We start from the raw sequence: 17,751 nt of genomic DNA on the forward strand, positions 1-17,751 counted from the left end.
CTGCCACCGCAGCCCCCGCCCTTGAACACCGCCCCGGCCGCTGGATTGCGAACTGGGATGCCGAAGACAAGGGCCAGTGGGAAGCCGAAGGCCGGTCCATCGCCAAGCGCAATCTCTACTGGTCGATCTTCGCCGAATTCCTCGGTTTCGTCGTCTGGCAGCTGTGGTCCATCGTGGTGGTCCAGCTCCCCGCGGCCGGGTTCACCTTTGATACCAACGAGATCTTCTGGCTCATCTCCATCCCCAGCCTGGTAGGCGCCACGCTCCGTATCCCCTACACGTTCATGGTTCCCAAGTTCGGTGGCCGGAACTGGACCATCGTCTCCGCCCTCCTCCTTCTGATTCCCACCACGGGCCTCGCCATCTGTGTCTCGAACCCGGAAACGCCCTTTGGCGTCATGCTCCTGGTAGCCGCCCTCGCCGGCTTCGGTGGCGGCAACTTCGCCAGCTCGATGGCCAACATCACCTTCTTCTACCCCGCCCGCGAAAAGGGTTGGGCGCTGGGTCTGAACGCCGCGGGCGGAAACCTGGGTGCCGCCGTCGCGCAGCTTGTTGTCCCCATCGCCATCACGCTCCTGGCAGCCGGGACCGTCAACCTGCCGATGGCAGGCATCATCTGGATTCCGCTGATCATCATCGCCGCCTTCGGCGCCTACAAGTACATGAACAACCTCACCAGCGCCAAGGGTGACGTGGCCGGCTCACTGGCTGCCCTGAAGGAACCTCACCTCTGGATCATGGCGTTCCTGTACATCGGAACGTTCGGCTCGTTCATCGGCTTCGCGGGTGTCTTCCCCAAGCTGATCAAGGACTACTTCCCGGATTTCTCCTCCATCCACGTCGGCGCAGTAGCACTATCGCTGGCCTTCCTCGGCCCGCTGGTTGGCTCCTTGGCCCGTCCCTATGGTGGCCGCATGGCTGACCGCATGGGTGGCGCCCGGATGACCATCGCCTCGTTCGCCTCCATGGCAGTCATCACCCTGACTATGATCTGGACACTGCCGCTGAAGAACTTCTGGCTCTTCCTCACCTTGTTCCTGCTGCTTTTCCTGGCCAGCGGCTTCGGAAACGGCGCAACGTACCGGATGATCCCGGTCATCTTCGCAACGTCCAGCCGGGCAGCACGCTCCGGAGCTCCCAGTGCCACCACCGCACGACTCGCGTCTTCCTCACTTGGCCTGATCTCCGCGATCGGCGCCTACGGCGGCTTCGTCATCCCGCAGGTACTCAACGCCTCCAACACGGCCAGCGGCTCTTACACCCCGGCGTTCTACGGATTCGTTGGAGCCTATGTCCTGATGCTCACCGTCTGCTGGGTCTGCTACATCCGCCCCGCCCAGAAGCGCAACACGATCGGACACATCTAGATGCCCAACGGCGCCGATACCCACTGCCCCTACTGCGCGCTCCAGTGCGCCATGACGCTGACCCCGGCTGCACCTGCAGCCGGGGCAGTGCCCGCGCCGGATGCAGCACCCGCCGTGCCCCTGGAAGTTTCCGGGCGCGACTTCCCCACCAACCGGGGCGGGCTGTGCCGCAAAGGCTGGACATCGGCGTCGTTGTTGCGTCATAACGGCCGCGTCACCGAGCCCATGCTCAAAGGATCCGACGGCGTCCACCAGCCGATCTCCTGGGATCAGGCGCTCATGCTCATCACCGGAGCCGTCAAGGACACGCAGGTTCAGTACGGAAATGATGCTGTGGGCGTTTTCGGGGGTGGCGGCCTCACCAACGAGAAGGCTTACCTGCTGGGCAAGTTTGCCCGCCTCGCCCTGAGGACGTCCCGGATCGACTACAACGGACGGTTCTGCATGTCCTCCGCTGCTGCCGCCGGCAACCGCGCCTTCGGCGTGGACCGCGGCCTGCCGTTCCCCGTCACTGACCTCGACACCGCGTCCGTGATCCTCATGCTCGGTTCCAACGTTGCCGAGACGATGCCGCCGTTCGTCCAGCACCTGCAGGGCGCGCGCGATGCCGGTGGGCTGATCGTGGTGGACCCCCGCCGCTCGGCTACTGCAGCGTTCACGTCCGACGGCGGCGGCCTCCACCTGCAGCCGACGCCCGGCACAGATCTGGCGCTCCTTTTGGGCATCAGCCACGTAATGGTCCACGAAGGGCTCACCGACGCCGGGTACATCGCTCAGAACACCAGTGGATACGCAGCCGTGGTTCGCAGCCTTTCTGCGTTCTGGCCGGAGCGCGTCCAGTCCATCACCGGCGTCCCGGCCACCCTCATCCGCGAAACGGCCCGACGCCTGGCCCAAGGCACCCGCGACGGCGGCAGCTACATCCTCAGCGGCCGTGGCGTGGAACAGCACGTGGACGGTACAGACACCGCCACTGCCGCGATCAATCTCAGCCTCCTCCTCGGCTTGCCCGGCTCGGCCCACAGCGGCTACGGCACCCTCACCGGCCAAGGCAACGGCCAGGGCGGCCGCGAACACGGCCAAAAGGCCGACCAGCTCCCCGGCTACCGCAAGATCACCGACCCCGCCGCGCGCGCCCACGTCGCCGCAGTCTGGGGCGTCGACGAGTCGCTCATCCCCGGCCCCGGCCTGCCCGCCGTCGAACTTCTCAAGTCGCTCGGAAAGCCCGACGGCGTCCGTTGCCTCTTCGTGCACGGCGCCAATGTTGTGGTCTCGGCCCCGGACACCAACGAAGTGATCAAGGGTCTTCGCAGCCTGGACTTCCTGGTGGTCTGCGACTTCTTCATGTCCGAGACCGCAGCCGAAGCTGACCTGGTGTTGCCCGTGACGCAGTGGGCCGAAGAAGAGGGCACTCTGACCAACCTCGAGGGTCGCGTGATCCGACGCCGGCGGGCCCTGACTCCTCCCCCGGGTGTCCGCAGCGAATTGTGGCTCATGGCCCGGCTGGCGGAGCTGCTCGAGGCCCCTTCGACTTTCAGCGATGATCCCGAGACTGTTTTCGAGGAGCTGCGCCTGGCCTCTGCCGGCGGCTTGGCCGACTACTCGGGCATCGACTACGCCATGCTGGACCGGGGCGAAGCTGCCTACTGGCCTTACCCTGTGGGCAGCACTGGGACTCCGCGACTCTTCGCCGACGGATTTGCCCACGCCGATGGCCGGGCCGTCATGGTTCCGGTCACCCCGTCCAAGCGGGCTGTTCGATCGTTTGCGGACGATTCCCTGGCCTTGGCAACCGGCCGGCTCCTGGAGCATTACCAGTCCGGCGCCCAGACCCGTCGCGTGAGCGAGTTGATGGCATCACAGCCGCAGGCCCGGCTCCTCATCCACCCGGGCACAGCAGCTGCCCGCGGTATCGCCGATGGCGACTACGCCACCGTCACGAACGAGCGCGGCGAAGTACTTTGCCGCGCTGAACTCAGCACCACAGTCCGACCGGACACAGTCTTCCTGCCGTTCCACTTCCCCGGCCAGGAAAACGCCAACCGCCTCACCGAAGCGGCAACAGACCCCATCTCCGGCATGCCGGAATTCAAGACCAGCCGGGTATGGGTCCGGCGGGCAGTCTCCACCCAGGAATTGGTTCCTGCCGGGACGCGGCTGCCACTGCACGTCAAGGAGGCATCATGAGCGAGCGCATTGTTGTAGTTGGATTCGGGCCCGTCGCGGCAAGGCTCATTGACGAACTGCTCCCTGCCGTCCGCACTGGACTGGTGCAGTTGCTCATCGTCGGCCAGGAGGCTGAGGCGGCCTACAACCGTGTGATGGTTGCCGAGCTCGGCGTTGGCCGCACCACAGCCGAGGCCTTGGCGATGGCTGACGCGTCCGAGCTGGAAGCCGACGGCGTTGACGTCCGGTTGGGAATCAAGGTCAAGCGGATCGACCGTGCCCGCCAGCACGTAGTCCTCTCGGACGGCACCACTGAACACTACGACCGACTGGTGTTCGCCACGGGCTCCCGCCCCGTGATTCCCAACTTGACCGGGCTCAACCCGGATCCTTCCGGACCTGTGCTTCCGGCTGGCGTCACGGCTTTGCGCGATCTGAAGGATGCCGCCGTGCTCCGGTCAGCCGTAGCCGGGGGCAAGCGTGTTGTGGTCCTTGGCGGTGGTGTCCTCGGCCTGGAAACCGCTTTGGCTGCTTCGGAAGAGGGTGCCCAAACCACGGTGGTCCACAATGGACCATTCCCGCTTGGCCGCAGCATTGACCGCGGCAGTGGCTCTGTCCTCACCAACAGCCTGCGTGCCGGCGGTGTCCGCATGGCGGGCAACGCCCGGTCCACGGGCATTGAAACGTCCGGCCCAGACGGCAGTTTCTCCGCATTGCTGTTGGATGACGGTTCCGCAATCGATGGCGATCTTCTGGTGTTGTCATGCGGCGTCCGGCCCCGTATTGAACTGGCTGAGGGATGTGGGCTTCCTATCGCTTCCGGCATTCTGGTGGACCACCATCTCCGGACGTATCACGAGCCGCACATGTTCGCGGTCGGTGACTGCGCGGAAGTGCGCTGCCCGGACGCTTCCTGCGTTGATTGCCGTACCGCGGGCGGACCCTCCGGCCTGGTTGGCCCGGGGTGGCGGCAGGCCGAATGGCTGGCAGAGTACCTGATAGTCCTGGCCCGTGATGGCCAGGCTGCCGCGGATGCACTGGAGGCGTTGCCCAAGGAGAAGCCAGGAGTGGTGGTCCTGAAGGCACGCGGTATCAATTTGGCGGTGGCCGGCGACAACCAGGCCGATCCTTGGGATGAGGAGTTGTTGGAAGCCGGCGCTGTTGCCGGACGTGCCCGTCGGCAGATCTCCCAATGGGCAGATCCGGAGCACGGCCGTTACGTGAAGATGACCACGCGCGGCGGGGTCCTGGAGGGCCTGGTTGCTGTGGGCATGCCCAGGACTGCGGCTGAACTCGTGGTGCTGTTCGAGCGTTCCTCCGAGTTGCCCGCCGACCGTTCCCTGCTGCTCCGGCTCGATGGGCCTGACCAGCCGGTCGCAGGTTCCACGAGCAACGACCCCCAGCGGACCGTGTGCCGCTGCGCAGGGGTCAGTGCGGCCAGCATCGAGGACTCCGTTGTTGAAGGCTGCAGCACGGTCGGCGAGGTCTCCAAGGCCACCCGCGCCGGAACTGGCTGCGGAGGATGCCATGAGGACATCAAGGGGATCATCGAAAAACATTTCCAAGCGGCTGCCGCCTGACACCGCGTAGCTCTCTAGACTTCTCGGGTGAACATATCCGAACAAGCACCCGGCGTCTTTTTCGTGGAGGGACCGGCGTCCAACTGGCTCATTGTCCGTGACGACTCAGGCTTCATCCTGATCGACGGCGGCTACCCCGCCGACCGCGACCTGGTCTTGGAGTCCGTCCGTGGGCTCGGCCTGGATCCCGCGGCAGCCAAGGCAATGTTGATCACGCATGGACACGTGGACCATACAGGATCCGCCGCCTACTTCTCCCGAACCTTTGGCACACCCATCCTCTGCTCCCCCGAGGAACTTGCCCATGTGCAAGGCAAGGAGAAGCATCAGGTCACGTTCGGCCAGGTCTTGGTCCGGGCGTGGCGGCCCAAGGTGTTCCGCTGGATGCTGCACGTCATCAAGGCCAAGGCCCTCCAAGCAGAGCCGGCCACACGGGCCGAGGCCTGGACCCAGGAGAAGCTCCAAGGCCTGCCGGGAAAGCCGGAAGCGATCCTTCTTCCTGGCCACACCCCGGGCAACGTTGCTTTGCTGCTGCCAACCGCCCGGGCGATCGCCGTGGGAGATTCGTTCGTCAGCGGGCACCCGATCAGCCCTATGTCCGGCCCGCAGATGTTGCACCGGATGTACCACTCGGACCCGGCGGCGGCGTTAGGGGCTACCCATCGGCTCGATGATGTTGACGCTTCAGTGGTCCTCCCGGGACACGGCCCTGCCTTGAATATGCCCCTCGCTGAAGCCCTTTCGGCGCTGCGCAAGCAGTACTGAGCCGGTCTACTCAGCCAAGAGCTCGTCCGCCAAGGCCGAAGCGAAGGCAGTGACCAAGGCCGATTTGCGGCGCCCGGCCATGGTCTGGATTTGTCCCTCCCGCTGGAGGAAGACTGTGTTGTCCACGGGAATGAAGACAAGACCAGCGTCTTCGCGTGCCGGGACCGTGAACCTGCTCATCAGCGCCACTCCAGCGCCGCTCCGGGCAAAGGCAAGAATGGGTCCCACTTGATCCGTTTCCAGGACGATCTCAGGGCTAAGTCCTTCCCGCTGGACGGCGATATCAAAGAGCTCACGCTGGGTAATCCCTCGTCCGGGGAGGGCAAGTTTTTCCTCGCAAAGCTCCTTGAGAGACACCGAATCCCGAGCTGCCAGCCGATGATCGCGCGTGACGGCAGCCAGGGCAGGAGCCGGTAAGGAAAACTCCACAGTGACATCACGCTGGGGCCCGAGGGCAAACACCGCGGCAATGTCAGCCTTGCCGTCGATCACTTGACGCGTGGCCTCTGCTGAGGGCACGACTACCAGGTTGAACACAACGTCGCTGTAGCTGGTTACCATCGTTGCGATGGCCGCCGGCACCCTGCAGTGAGCCAGCCCTTCCGCACTGGCAACCTTGATGACGCTGGTTCGCCGAGACTCCGTATCCCGCAGTTCCTGGAGCAGAGTTTCTCCTTCGAGTTCGCTCCTGCGGGCATGCGCCAACACCAATCGCCCAGCCTCGGTAAGCATCATGCCCCGCGGGTGCCTGTGGAAGAGCGGAGCTCCGGCCGAGGATTCCAGCTTGCTCATTTGACGGCTGATGGCTGATGGCGAGACATGGAGGATTTCTGCGGCCTCAGTGATGGATCCAGTACCGGCGACCTCGCGGAAATAGATCAGCGATGTTGGCAACAGCTGCACGTCGCACGCTTCCCTTCGGTTTGCATTCAAGTCAAAGCTTGTTGAGAAAAGGATACTGGTTAGTGAGTCAGGCCACATCTAGAGTCGGAGTTAGCCACCACGATTCGAGGAACAAAGCCCATGACTCTACGCACCGAAATCCTTGCTGCAGCTAATGATCACATCGACTCTGGAACGTTTCTCAGTGAACTGCGCACAGCGGTCTCCTACCCGACAGAGAGCGGCAAGCCTGAGGGAAGAGATGCACTGAATGCATATCTGGACGACATCCTCACCCAGTTGTTGGAGGACATGGGGTGCGCCATGGATCGCTGGGACCGGTGGGACGGCAGCGAAAACTCGTTCCTGCTGGGCACCCGCATGGAAAGCCCTGAGCTCCCCACGGTCCTCTGCTACGGACACGCCGATGTGGTGGACGGCCACGAGGGACAGTGGGCAGGAGGCCGTAATCCGTGGGAAGTTTCCGTTCAAGAAGGTCACTGGTACGGCCGGGGCACCGCCGACAACAAGGGCCAGCACTTGGTAAACCTGGCAGCCCTCCGGCTTCTGCTTGCCCACCAGGGAAAGCTTGGCTTCAATCTCAAATTCCTGTTCGAATGCGGCGAAGAGATTGGCTCGCCCAACCTGGCCGAGTTCGCGGCCTCGCACCAGGATGAGCTCTCCGCTGATGTCTTCATCGCATCCGATGGTCCCCGCCTCAACGCCCATACTCCGACGATCTTCCTTGGCGCCCGGGGCGGCGCAAGCTTTGAGCTCACGGCCAAGCTGCGGCCCAGCTCCTACCACTCGGGCAACTGGGGCGGGCTCCTTCGGAATCCGGCCACCACCCTGGCAGCCGCCATCGGCACACTGGTGGACGGACATGGCCGAGTTCAGATACCCGGCCTGCTGCCTGCAGCCCTGCCGGGCTCCGTCCGGCGAGCCCTTGCCGGCGTCGAAATCTTGCCGGGGCCCGAAGACCCTGCCGTTGATGAGGGCTGGGGCGATGAGAGCCTCAGCCCTGCTGAGCGGGTCTACGGCTGGAACACGCTGGAAGTCCTGGCCCTGGGCGCCGCTGACCTGGAAAACCCCGTCAACGCCATTCCCGGAACCGCGCAAGCAATCCTGCAACTTCGATACGTCACCGGAACAGACACCAACGGGTTGGAGCGCCGCCTTCAGGACCATCTGGACGCCAAGGGCTTTGACATGGTCAAGGCCCGGGTCACCACGGTCTTTCCTGCCAGCAGGTTGGACCCGGACAATCCTTGGGTTGCCTGGGCCAGCCAGTCCATCACGGAGACCACGGGCACGGCACCGGCGATCCTGCCCAACATTGGCGGCTCCCTCCCCAACCACGTTTTCGAAGACATCCTGGGGCTGCCGACACTCTGGGTCCCGCACTCCTACCCCGGTTGCCTGCAGCACGCGCCCAACGAACACATGCTCGAGTCCATCGCCCGCGAAGGCCTGCAGATCGCGTGCGGGCTCTTCCACGATCTAGGCCAAGCCCAGGTTCCTGTCCTGGAGCAACGCCGCACAGCAGCCCACGCCTGAATCCCACTACGTATCATCGAGGGAACACCATGACAACAACGCCCAACGCCGCTGCGCAGCAGCCGGCACCTGTTGGCATCAACGACGACGTTGAACGCCCGCAGTCCAGGAAAGCGACCACGCGAGGAATTGCCGCCGCGACGGTCGGTAATGCCCTGGAGTGGTTCGACATGGGCATCTATGCCCTGCTTGCCATCTACATCGGCCGCAATTTCTTCCCGGCCGAAAACCCGGCAGTGGAGCTAATCCAAGCCTTTGCCGTCTTTGGCGCCTCCTACCTGATCCGTCCCCTGGGCGGCCTCATCCTTGGCTCCTACGCAGACAGGAAGGGGTTGAAGAAGGGCCTCATGCTGACCATCCGCCTGATGGTGATCGGCACGGCGATGATCGCCTTCATGCCTGGCTACGACCAGATTGGCATGCTCGCCCCGATCGGCATCATCCTTGCCCGCCTGGTCCAAGGCTTCTCTGCTGGTGGTGAGTTTGGTGCCGCGACGTCGTTCCTCATCGCCCAAGACTCCAAGCGCAAGGGCTTCCTGGGAAGCTTCCAGTTCGCCAGCCAAGGCTTGGGATCGCTGATGGCAGCCATCTTCGTCGCCGTCCTCACCTCCGTGCTTTCCGCATCGGACATGACCGAGTGGGGCTGGCGCATCCCCTTCATTTTCGGGCTGTTGGTGGGCCCGGCGGGCTACTTCATCCGGAAGCATGTGGATGAAGCGCCGATCGTCCGGAGCGACGACGACGCCGGAGCCTCGGGATCCCCCATCCTGGATGTTTTCAAGACCCAAAAGCTCGGCATCTTCATTGCTGCGGGCGCCTTGGCCATTTCCACGGCAGTGAACTTCATCCTCCAGTACATGCCTACGTACGGGATCAAGCAGTTGGGACTCGACCCGTCAGCTTCGTTCAGCTGCCTGGTGATCACGGGCGTCATCCTCACCTTCGGGACACCCGTGGTGGGGCACCTCTCGGACAAGTTCGGGCGACTGAGGATCATGATCCCCACGGTCATTCTGACCGCACTGATGGTGATCCCGCTGTTCCTCTGGCTGACTGCCGGGAGGTCCTTCCTGGTTCTGGCCACCACCATGACCATTCTCGGTTGCCTGAAGGCCGCCTACTTCGGAGCATTGCCCTCGGTGATGTCGGACGCCTTTGATGCACGTTCCCGGGCAACCGGACTGTCCTTCAGCTACAACGCTTCCGTGGCGGCCTTCGGTGGTTTCACTCCCATGATCGCCGCGTACCTCATCGAGATCACAGGACAGGGTGTCGCCCCTGCCTACTACTTGGCCATCCTGGCTTGCCTGAGCCTGGCGGCGCTGGGAGCAGGCCTCAAGTACCGGGGCATCCGCTAAGTCGCTGGACGCAGAAACGCCCGTTTCGATGGCTGGCTGCGCAGAGTGCCGTGCAAACGGCATGGTGCGCAGCGAACCGTCGAAACGGGCGTCGGCGTTTGAACCTACATGTGCACGTGCAGGCGCCGTGCAGCCTCCGAGATGGAGCCAGTGAGCGACGGGTACACCGTGAAGGCGCTGGCGACGTCGTCCACATGGAGCTTCTGGGTCACGGCAACGGAGATCGGGAAGATCAGCTCGGAAGCGTTCGGGCCCACCACCACGCCACCAATCACAGTGCCTGATCCCTTACGGGCGATGATCTTGACGAAGCCGTCCTTGGTGTTGCGCATCTTGGCGCGGGCGTTGCTGAGGAGGGACAGCATCACAACATCGCCCTGGTACTTACCCGAAGCCAGATCGGCCTCGGAGACACCCACGGAGGCGATTTCCGGGGAAGTGAAGATGTTGGACGCCACCTGGTTGAGTTTGAGCGGCTTCACGCCGTCCCCCATGAAGTGGGCAATCGCGATGCGGCCCTGCATGGCAGCTACGGACGCGAGGGCGAAGACACCCGTGCAGTCGCCGGCAGCGTAGATGTTGGGGGCAGTGGTGCGGGAAACGCCGTCCACCTTGATGTGGCCGGACTCCGTGAGGGTCACGCCGGCTTCTTCCAGGCCGATGCCGGCGGTGTTCGGGATGGAGCCAACACACACCAGGCAGTGCGAACCCGTGACCACCGATCCGTCACCCAAAGTGACCTTCACGCCGTCGTCCGTTCGCTCCACTGCGTTGGCGCGTGACTTGGACAGAACGCGTACGCCGCGGCGTTCGAAGACGCCTTCCAGCAGCTTGGCCGCGTCCGTGTCCTCGCCGGGAAGGACTTGGTCACGGCTGGAGATCAGGGTGACCTTGGATCCCAGGCCGTTGTAGGCGGAGGCGAACTCGGCACCGGTAACACCGGATCCCACCACGATCAGCTCTTCGGGGAGCTCGTCCAGGTTGTAGATCTGGGCCCAGTTGAGGATGCGTTCGCCGTCGGGCTTGGCCGTGGGGAGTTCGCGTGGGTGGGCGCCGACAGCCAGCAGGATGGCATCGGCATCAATGGTGCGGGTGCCATCGATGGTCAAGACCTCGATGGTGTTGTTGTCCAGCAGCTTGCCGGAACCGATCACGATCTCCACGCCCAGCCGCTCAAGGCCGGCACGGATGTCCTCGGACTGTCCATGGGCCAGGTTCAGGACACGATCATTGATGTGTTTGAGGTCGGCGCGGGGCTTGGACGCGGTGCCGTCGCCGTCGAACTTCACTCCCAGCTCGTCCGCCTCACCGACGCGGGTCATGAGGTCGGCGGTGGCAATGAGGGTTTTGGAAGGCACGACGTCGGTCAACACGGCAGAGCCGCCAAGGCCTGCCCGCTCAACGATGGTGACGTGGGCGCCGAGTGAGGCGGCCACCATGGCAGCTTCATATCCGCCGGGACCACCTCCCAGGATCGCGATACGGGGGGCACTGAAGTCAACTTGGGTGGTCACAATCCTCAATTCTCGCTCATTGCCACGCCGGCTGCCACTCAGCCCACCCTCACCAACGCCCGGGTCCCTACCAAAGTCCTGCGGCCGCAGGGTAGCTTGTACCAGTGAGTAACACTGAGCTGATGAACACAGACCCTTTCGAAGCCGCACAGGCCGCCGCTGACTTCATTGCCGCGGAGACCGGCGTCGAGTCCCACGATGTAGCCCTGGTGCTCGGATCCGGCTGGGCGGAGGCTGCTGACCTCATTGGTGAAACCACCGCCACGCTCAACGCCTCGGAGGTCCCCGGCTTCCATAAGCCAGCAGTCGTGGGCCACGTGGGCACCATCCGCTCCGTCCTCACCAAGGAGGGCAAGCGGGCCTTGGTCCTCGGTGCCAGGACGCACTACTACGAGGGCCGCGGTGTACGTTCAGTGGTCCACGGCGTTCGCACCGCGGCGGCCGCCGGATGCAAGACCTTGGTCCTCACCAACGGCTGCGGCGGTCTCAACGAGGATTGGACCCCGGGCACTCCCGTGCTCATCAGTGACCACATCAATCTCACCGCAACTTCACCGCTTGAGGGCGCCACGTTCGTGGACCTCACCGACCTCTACTCCTCACGCATCCGCGACCTTGCCCGCGAAGTCGATGCCTCCCTGCAGGAAGGCATCTACGCCCAGTTCACGGGCCCCCACTACGAAACGCCGGCAGAAGTGCAGTACGCCAAGCGCATCGGTGCAGACCTGGTGGGCATGTCCACCGCGCTCGAAGCAATCGCCGGCCGCCATGCGGGCATGGAAGTGTTCGGCATTTCCCTGGTGACCAACCTCGCCGCAGGTATCAGCCCGGTCCCCCTGAGCCACGCGGAGGTCCTGGAAGCCGGCCAGGCCGCGGGCAAGCGCATCTCCAAGCTCCTGGCTGAGATCATCACCAAGCTCTAGGGCGCACCCCAAGGAATGCGTGGTCACTGGCGGGTGGCCACGCATTTCTGTTTATCGGTGCCCATAAGCGTGTGCGCTAACAATTTCGGGCGGGAAGTAAACGCACAGTAAATTCTCAGAATAAATCTGATTTGTTGCGCAACATTTGACCCGCATCTCTGGAAATGTCACGCGCGCACGTTGGCAGTGTAAGCGCTTGCACATCTACTGACGGGTAGGCTCCCGAGCAAATGAAATGCCCTTTGATTTGCGACCTAACACGTGTCTAGCGTGGAGAGCGTTCCGGTAAGTCGACGTGCCGGAACGAAGCGCGACGGGGGCCTCACAAGGACTCGTCGCCACCTCGAAACGATGGCGTCCCTCGAAGACGCTTCCAGCGGATCGAGTGGACGCCTTAGTAGAGAACCCCTCATCAGGGGACAGGGCATGCGCCCCACTCCACGAAGTCCAACACTCCGCGAGAAGAGCAAGCATGAACACGCACTCAACCCCTCAACGGCCACGCCGCCGTCTGCGACGGGCAGTAGCCGTCGCAGCGGCAGCCAGCGTGGCAGGCAGCATCCTGCTGGTCACGCCCGCTGCGCAGGCAAACCTGCCGGCCGATCCGCCGTCGAGCACCATGCCGGCACCCACGCCCGGCTTCCCGCTGCCGAGCCTGCACACTCAGCAGGCCTATGACCCGGCGGCAAACTTCACGTCCAAATGGACGCGCGCCGACGCCAAACAGATCATGGCCCAAAGCAACCCCACCGTTGCACCGGGTCAGAACTCCATGAGCCCCAACGTCACCATGCCGGAAATCCCCAAGGACTTCCCGGCCATGAACAACGACGTTTGGGTCTGGGATACCTGGTCCCTGACCGACGAGAACGCGAACCAGATCAGCTACAAGGGCTGGGACGTCATCTTCTCCCTGGTTGCTGACCGACATGCGGGATACGGCTTCGACCAGCGCCACTGGAACGCCCGGATCGGCTACTTCTTCCGGAAGACCAACGCCGATCCTGCCAAGGATAAATGGAACTACGGCGGACACCTGTTCCTGGACAACACGTCCATCGGCAACACGGAATGGTCCGGTTCCACCCGCCTCATGCAGGGCAACAAGATCAACGTGTTCTACACGGCCACCACGTTCTACGACGTCGCCGAACGCAACGCCGGCGGGGGTGGAATTGCCCCGGACGCGGCCATCGCCAAGGCCCTGGGCACCATCCATGCCGACAAGAACGGCGTGAGCTTTGATGGCTTCCAGCACACCAAATTGCTGGAACCGGACGGAAAGCTCTACCAGAACAAGGCCCAGAACCCGGGCTTCGCATTCCGTGATCCGTACACGTTCGCGGACCCCGCACACCCGGGCAAGACCTTCATGGTCTTCGAAGGCAACACCGGTGGCACCCGGGGCTCCTACAAATGCAAGCAGGAAGACCTGGGCTACCAGCCTGGCGATCCCAACGCCGAAACCGTGGCCCAGGTCAACAGCACCGGCGCCTGGTACCAGACAGCAAACGTGGGCCTGGCAGTCGCAGACAACAAGGACCTGACCAAGTGGAGCTTCCTTCCGCCGATCCTGTCTGCAAACTGCGTCAACGACCAGACTGAACGTCCGCAGATCTACATCCAGAACGAGAATGGCAAGAACAAGTACTACCTGTTCACCATCAGCCACCAGTTCACCTACGCGGACGGCATGCGCGGTCCCGACGGCGTCTACGGCTTCGTTGGCAACGGCGTCCGTTCGGACTACCAGCCCGTCAACAACAGCGGTCTGGCCTTGGGCTCCCCCACGGACCTGAACATGCCGGCCAACGCGCCGGAGGGTCCGGACCCGCGGCAGAACGGCCGCCAGTTCCAGGCCTACTCGCACTACGTGCAGCCAGGCGGCCTGGTGCAGTCGTTCATCGACAACGTGGACGGCGTCCGCGGCGGCTCCCTCTCACCCACCGTGAAGATGAACTTCAAGGGCGGCGTGACGCAGGTTGACCGCAGCTTCGGCCAGAACGGCCTCGGCCCGTTCGGCTACCTGCCCACCAACGTCCGCGTTGGCGGCGAAGGCCACTACAAGTAGGCCGTAACACCCTGGCCGTGAGGCCGCGGCAGGGGTGTTGGCTCCAGAAGGGCCAGCACCCCTGCCACCCCCAACCCTTCAGGATTTCTCCCCATGACTTATCCCAACCCCCATCTGTCCCGCCGCCACTTACTGGCCGCGAGTGCCGCCGTCGTGGTCGCTTTCTCTGCCGCTTCCTGCACAGCCAGCCCGACGCCGGTCCCCACCTCGGCGGCTCCGGCACCTACCCCTTCGGATCCTTGGCGGCCCGTTGCCCATCTGACGGCTGAAAAGAACTGGCTCAACGACCCCAACGGCCTCGTCTATCACAACGGGACCTACCACGCGTTTTACCAGTACAACCCGCGCGGAAACTCGTGGGGCAACATGTCCTGGGGCCACTCCACCAGCACAGACCTGGTGCACTGGGAACAGCAGCCTGTGGCCATGGAGGCCAGTCCCGAGGAAGAGATCTTCTCCGGCTGCATCGTTATGGACACGAACAACGCTTCCGGACTCGGATCGGCAGGGAATCCGCCCATGGTGGCCCTGTACACCAGCGCTTACGGGAAGAACGGTGCGCTTCCTCAAGGCACGCAGGCACAGTCGCTCGCCTTCAGCCTGGATAAGGGGACAACCTGGCAGAAGTACCAAGGCAACCCCGTGCTCAACCTCGCGCCCACCAACAACAACTTCCGCGATCCCAAAATCACCTGGTACGAGCCGGGCAATTACTGGGTGATGACCACCGTGGTGGCCGACGCCCACGTGGTCAAAATGTTCAAGTCCACCGATCTGCTCCAATGGGATTACCTGAGTGATTTCTCCGGCGTCGGAGCCCAGGGAGGGCTATGGGAAGTGCCCGAACTTCTCCAGATGAAGGTAGAAGGTTCCACCGCGAAGAAGTGGGTGATGCTGCTGAGCATCAACCCCGGCGGTATAGCTGGCGGCTCGGGCATGCAGTACTTCGTGGGTGAATTCGACGGGACCCGCTTCACTGCAGAGAACGCAGCTGCACCCGATGGGCCGCTCAGCGAATCCCAGTGGCTGGACCATGGGGCTGACTATTACGCGGCGAACTCGATCTCCGGCGCACCCGGTGACAAACCCGTGCTACTTGGCTGGATGGGCAACTGGGACTACGCCCAGCATGTTCCCACGACTCCGTGGCGCGGTTCCATGGCGATTCCGCGCGAGCTCACCTTGGTTCGCGGGGAGCGCCGTTTCGAACTGCGGTCCGTCATCGCCTCCGCAGCCAGGGCGGCATTTGAACGCGCCGGCAGTGAAGTCAAGGGCAAAAACCTCACCATAGGCTCCTCACCGCAGGCTCTCGGCAAGGACTTCACGGGCCGCACGCAACTGATCGAACTCGAGATGGAACTGACCTCTGCCCGCGAAGCCGGTCTGCTCCTCCGCCAATCGCCCGATGCCAAAGCGGGCCTGCGTATCTCCTATAACAAGGAGAACCACACCGTCAGGGTGGACCGGTCCAAGGCCGGGACGGGCAATTTCTCCGAAAAGTTCAGCCCATTTCACGAGGTGGCCCTGCCATCCCCCGGAACCGACGGCAAGGTCAAGCTCACGATTCTGCTGGATTCCTCATCCGTGGAGGTCTTTGTCCAGGATGGAGCAGCAGTTATCTCAGACACGTTCTTCCCGGACTGGGACAACACTGGGGCATCAGCGTTCAGCATGAATGGCGACACGGACTTCACGGTGCGGACACGCTCACTTTAGAGCCGCCGAGGGGCCGGATCCCACCCTTTACAACCACTCTTACGGGCGGGATCTTGCCCCTCGTTGCCCCTTCACGGCGCAATGAGGATAGTTTTGTCCCTATGACATCCAGCGATGCCGCATTTGAACAGCTGCTCACCGACGCCCGCGAGTGGGCATCCCAAGACCCGGATCCGGCGACATCGGCCGCTCTCCTCGAGCTCGCCGACCTTGCCGGTGGCGGTGATGCGGGAGCAGCCCAGGAATTGGGCGACAGCTTCAATGGCACGCTGCAGTTCGGCACCGCCGGCCTCCGTGCGGCCCTCGGGCCCGGTCCCAACCGGATGAACCGCGTCGTTGTCCGTCGAGCCGCGGCAGGTTTGGCGGCCTTCCTCACCGAAGCCGTCGCCGCAGCTGCGCCGGGAACCCGGCCACGCGCCGTCGTCGGCTTTGATGCGCGCTACAACTCGGACATCTTTGCCGAGGAAAGCGCGGCAATCTTCACCGCGGCCGGCATCGAGACCTTCCTCATGCCGGCGGCTCTCCCGACGCCGTTGCTCGCCTACGCGGTCAGGTCACTGGAGTGCGACGGCGGCGTGATGGTGACAGCCAGCCACAACCCGCCCCAGGACAACGGCTACAAGGTCTACTTGGGCCGGCACGCTGTGCCGGAGAGTGGTCGCGGTTCACAGATCGTCGCTCCCTACGACGAAAAGATCGCGGAGAAGATTGAGGCCGTGGGTTCCTTGGATTCGATTCAGCTGGCCCCGGCTGGCTGGACCGTGCTGCCAAAATCCATTGCCGCAGAGTATGAAACCGCCATGGCGGGCTTGGCGGATCGGGAACACTTCCGCGCCAGGGACCTCAAGATCGTTTTGACCCCCATGCACGGTGTGGGCGGCGAAACGGCCGTCTCAGTCCTTAACGCAGCAGGTTTCACGGACGTCACCCTCGTGGCCGAACAGGCTGCACCTGACCCTGACTTCCCCACTGTTGCCTTCCCCAACCCGGAAGAGCCCGGCGCGCTGGACCTGGCTCTCGCGGCTGCCGCGGACTCGGGTGCAGACATCGTTTTGGCCAATGATCCCGACGCCGACCGCGCAGCGGTTGCAGCTTTGGATCCCGCCACGGGAGCTTGGCGGATGCTGCGCGGCGATGAAGTGGGTGCGCTGCTGGGCGCACATGTCGTGGCGCGCTTGGCCGCCGGTGCGGGCGAAGAAACCCGTGGCGGCGTCTTTGCCAACTCGATCGTGTCCTCACGCCTCCTCTCGCGGATCGCAGCCGCGGCAGGGTATGCGCACGAGGAAACGCTCACGGGATTCAAATGGATTTCGCGCGTTCCCGGCCTCACCTACGGGTACGAGGAAGCACTGGGCTACTGTGTGGCGCCGGATCTGGTGCGCGACAAGGACGGCATTTCCGCGGCAGTACTGATCGCTGAATTGGCGGCCGCTGCCAAGGCCGAGGGCAGGACGATCTTCGACACCCTTGATGACCTGTACCTGGTGCACGGGCTGCACGCCAGTGACCAGTTGAGCATCCGGGTGGCAGACCTCGGACTGCTCGACGCCATGATGAACCGCTTGCGGGTCAACCCGCCCGAAGCATTCGGGGGCTCCGCCGTCGAGGTCTTTACCGACTTGGCAGAAGGAAGCGAAGCCCTGCCACCCACGGACGGTCTGCTGTATTTGACCCGGGACCTCACCCGCGTGATCATCCGTCCCAGTGGCACGGAGCCCAAGCTCAAGTGCTACCTGGAAGTCATCCAGGCCGTGGAGTCCGCGGCCGAATTGCCCGAGGCCCGCCAAGCAGCACGGACATCCCTGGACGATGTCCTCAGGGATGTCCGCGAAGCATTGGGTTTGTAGGACTC

At 63.7% G+C, this 17,751-nt stretch carries 12 protein-coding genes; 10 read left to right on the top strand and 2 right to left on the bottom strand.

Annotation, left to right across the window (positions count from 1 at the left end; all coding sequences use genetic code 11):
- The 4 genes from GVL04_RS00005 to GVL04_RS00020 form a co-directional block, all read left to right on the top strand.
- A partial coding sequence (locus GVL04_RS00005; RefSeq protein ID WP_159697696.1) for an MFS transporter occupies window positions 1-1,367 on the top strand: 1,367 nt, incomplete at its 5' end.
- Window positions 1,368-3,554: a molybdopterin oxidoreductase family protein gene (locus tag GVL04_RS00010; protein ID WP_159697698.1), complete on the top strand. Its 2,187-nt coding sequence runs from the start codon at window positions 1,368-1,370 to the stop codon at window positions 3,552-3,554.
- Window positions 3,551-5,113, top strand: a complete 1,563-nt coding sequence (locus tag GVL04_RS00015) for an FAD-dependent oxidoreductase (protein ID WP_159697700.1) — start codon at window positions 3,551-3,553, stop codon at window positions 5,111-5,113. The genes GVL04_RS00010 and GVL04_RS00015 overlap by 4 nt, the downstream gene beginning before the upstream one ends.
- A gap of 27 nt (window positions 5,114-5,140) precedes the next feature.
- Window positions 5,141-5,878 carry an MBL fold metallo-hydrolase gene (locus GVL04_RS00020; RefSeq protein WP_159697702.1) on the top strand — a complete coding sequence of 246 codons (738 nt, stop codon included), beginning with the start codon at window positions 5,141-5,143 and terminating at the stop codon, window positions 5,876-5,878.
- 6 nt (window positions 5,879-5,884) lie between these two features.
- Here GVL04_RS00020 and GVL04_RS00025 read toward each other — a convergent pair whose 3' ends face one another.
- Window positions 5,885-6,781, bottom strand: coding sequence for a LysR family transcriptional regulator (locus GVL04_RS00025; protein ID WP_159697704.1), 897 nt, complete (start codon window positions 6,779-6,781; stop codon window positions 5,885-5,887).
- Between the two features lie 120 nt (window positions 6,782-6,901).
- Between GVL04_RS00025 and GVL04_RS00030 the strand changes: the two genes are divergently transcribed.
- The gene (locus tag GVL04_RS00030) at window positions 6,902-8,317 is read left to right on the top strand and encodes a M20 family metallopeptidase (RefSeq protein ID WP_159697707.1); all 1,416 of its coding nucleotides are present in this window, start codon (window positions 6,902-6,904) and stop codon (window positions 8,315-8,317) included.
- 29 nt (window positions 8,318-8,346) lie between these two features.
- Window positions 8,347-9,675 (top strand): MFS transporter, encoded by a 1,329-nt coding sequence (locus GVL04_RS00035; RefSeq protein ID WP_159697710.1) that lies wholly within the window; start codon window positions 8,347-8,349, stop codon window positions 9,673-9,675.
- A 104-nt stretch (window positions 9,676-9,779) separates the two neighbouring features.
- On the opposite strand, the gene GVL04_RS00040 is transcribed toward GVL04_RS00035, so the two are convergent.
- The gene (locus GVL04_RS00040; protein WP_090820643.1) at window positions 9,780-11,189 is read right to left on the bottom strand and encodes an NAD(P)H-quinone dehydrogenase; all 1,410 of its coding nucleotides are present in this window, start codon (window positions 11,187-11,189) and stop codon (window positions 9,780-9,782) included.
- 104 nt (window positions 11,190-11,293) lie between these two features.
- Here GVL04_RS00040 and GVL04_RS00045 point away from each other — a divergent pair, with 104 nt between their 5' ends.
- The 4 genes from GVL04_RS00045 to GVL04_RS00060 all read left to right on the top strand — a co-directional run bounded on the left by GVL04_RS00045 (window position 11,294) and on the right by GVL04_RS00060 (window position 17,746).
- Window positions 11,294-12,112, top strand: a complete 819-nt coding sequence (locus GVL04_RS00045) for a purine-nucleoside phosphorylase (RefSeq protein ID WP_159697713.1) — start codon at window positions 11,294-11,296, stop codon at window positions 12,110-12,112.
- Between the two features lie 472 nt (window positions 12,113-12,584).
- On the top strand, window positions 12,585-14,183 hold the full coding sequence (locus GVL04_RS00050; protein ID WP_159697716.1) for a glycoside hydrolase family 68 protein: 1,599 nt from the start codon (window positions 12,585-12,587) through the stop codon (window positions 14,181-14,183).
- A 93-nt stretch (window positions 14,184-14,276) separates the two neighbouring features.
- On the top strand, window positions 14,277-15,899 hold the full coding sequence (locus GVL04_RS00055; protein WP_159697719.1) for a glycoside hydrolase family 32 protein: 1,623 nt from the start codon (window positions 14,277-14,279) through the stop codon (window positions 15,897-15,899).
- Window positions 15,900-16,000: 101 nt separating this feature from the next.
- Window positions 16,001-17,746: a phospho-sugar mutase gene (locus GVL04_RS00060; RefSeq protein WP_159697722.1), complete on the top strand. Its 1,746-nt coding sequence runs from the start codon at window positions 16,001-16,003 to the stop codon at window positions 17,744-17,746.
- Window positions 17,747-17,751: the final 5 nt, after the last annotated feature.

Origin of the sequence: Arthrobacter sp. 18067, from assembly GCF_902706295.1 — a bacterium.
Classification (GTDB): Bacteria; Actinomycetota; Actinomycetes; order Actinomycetales; family Micrococcaceae; genus Arthrobacter.

Coding starts and splice junctions, on each gene's coding strand:
- GVL04_RS00010 (WP_159697698.1), top strand. CDS start 1,368: ATGCCCAACGGCGCCGATACCCACTGCCCCTACTGCGCGCTCCAGTGC.
- GVL04_RS00015 (WP_159697700.1), top strand. CDS start 3,551: ATGAGCGAGCGCATTGTTGTAGTTGGATTCGGGCCCGTCGCGGCAAGG.
- GVL04_RS00030 (WP_159697707.1), top strand. CDS start 6,902: ATGACTCTACGCACCGAAATCCTTGCTGCAGCTAATGATCACATCGAC.
- GVL04_RS00035 (WP_159697710.1), top strand. CDS start 8,347: ATGACAACAACGCCCAACGCCGCTGCGCAGCAGCCGGCACCTGTTGGC.
- GVL04_RS00050 (WP_159697716.1), top strand. CDS start 12,585: ATGAACACGCACTCAACCCCTCAACGGCCACGCCGCCGTCTGCGACGG.
- GVL04_RS00055 (WP_159697719.1), top strand. CDS start 14,277: ATGACTTATCCCAACCCCCATCTGTCCCGCCGCCACTTACTGGCCGCG.
- GVL04_RS00060 (WP_159697722.1), top strand. CDS start 16,001: ATGACATCCAGCGATGCCGCATTTGAACAGCTGCTCACCGACGCCCGC.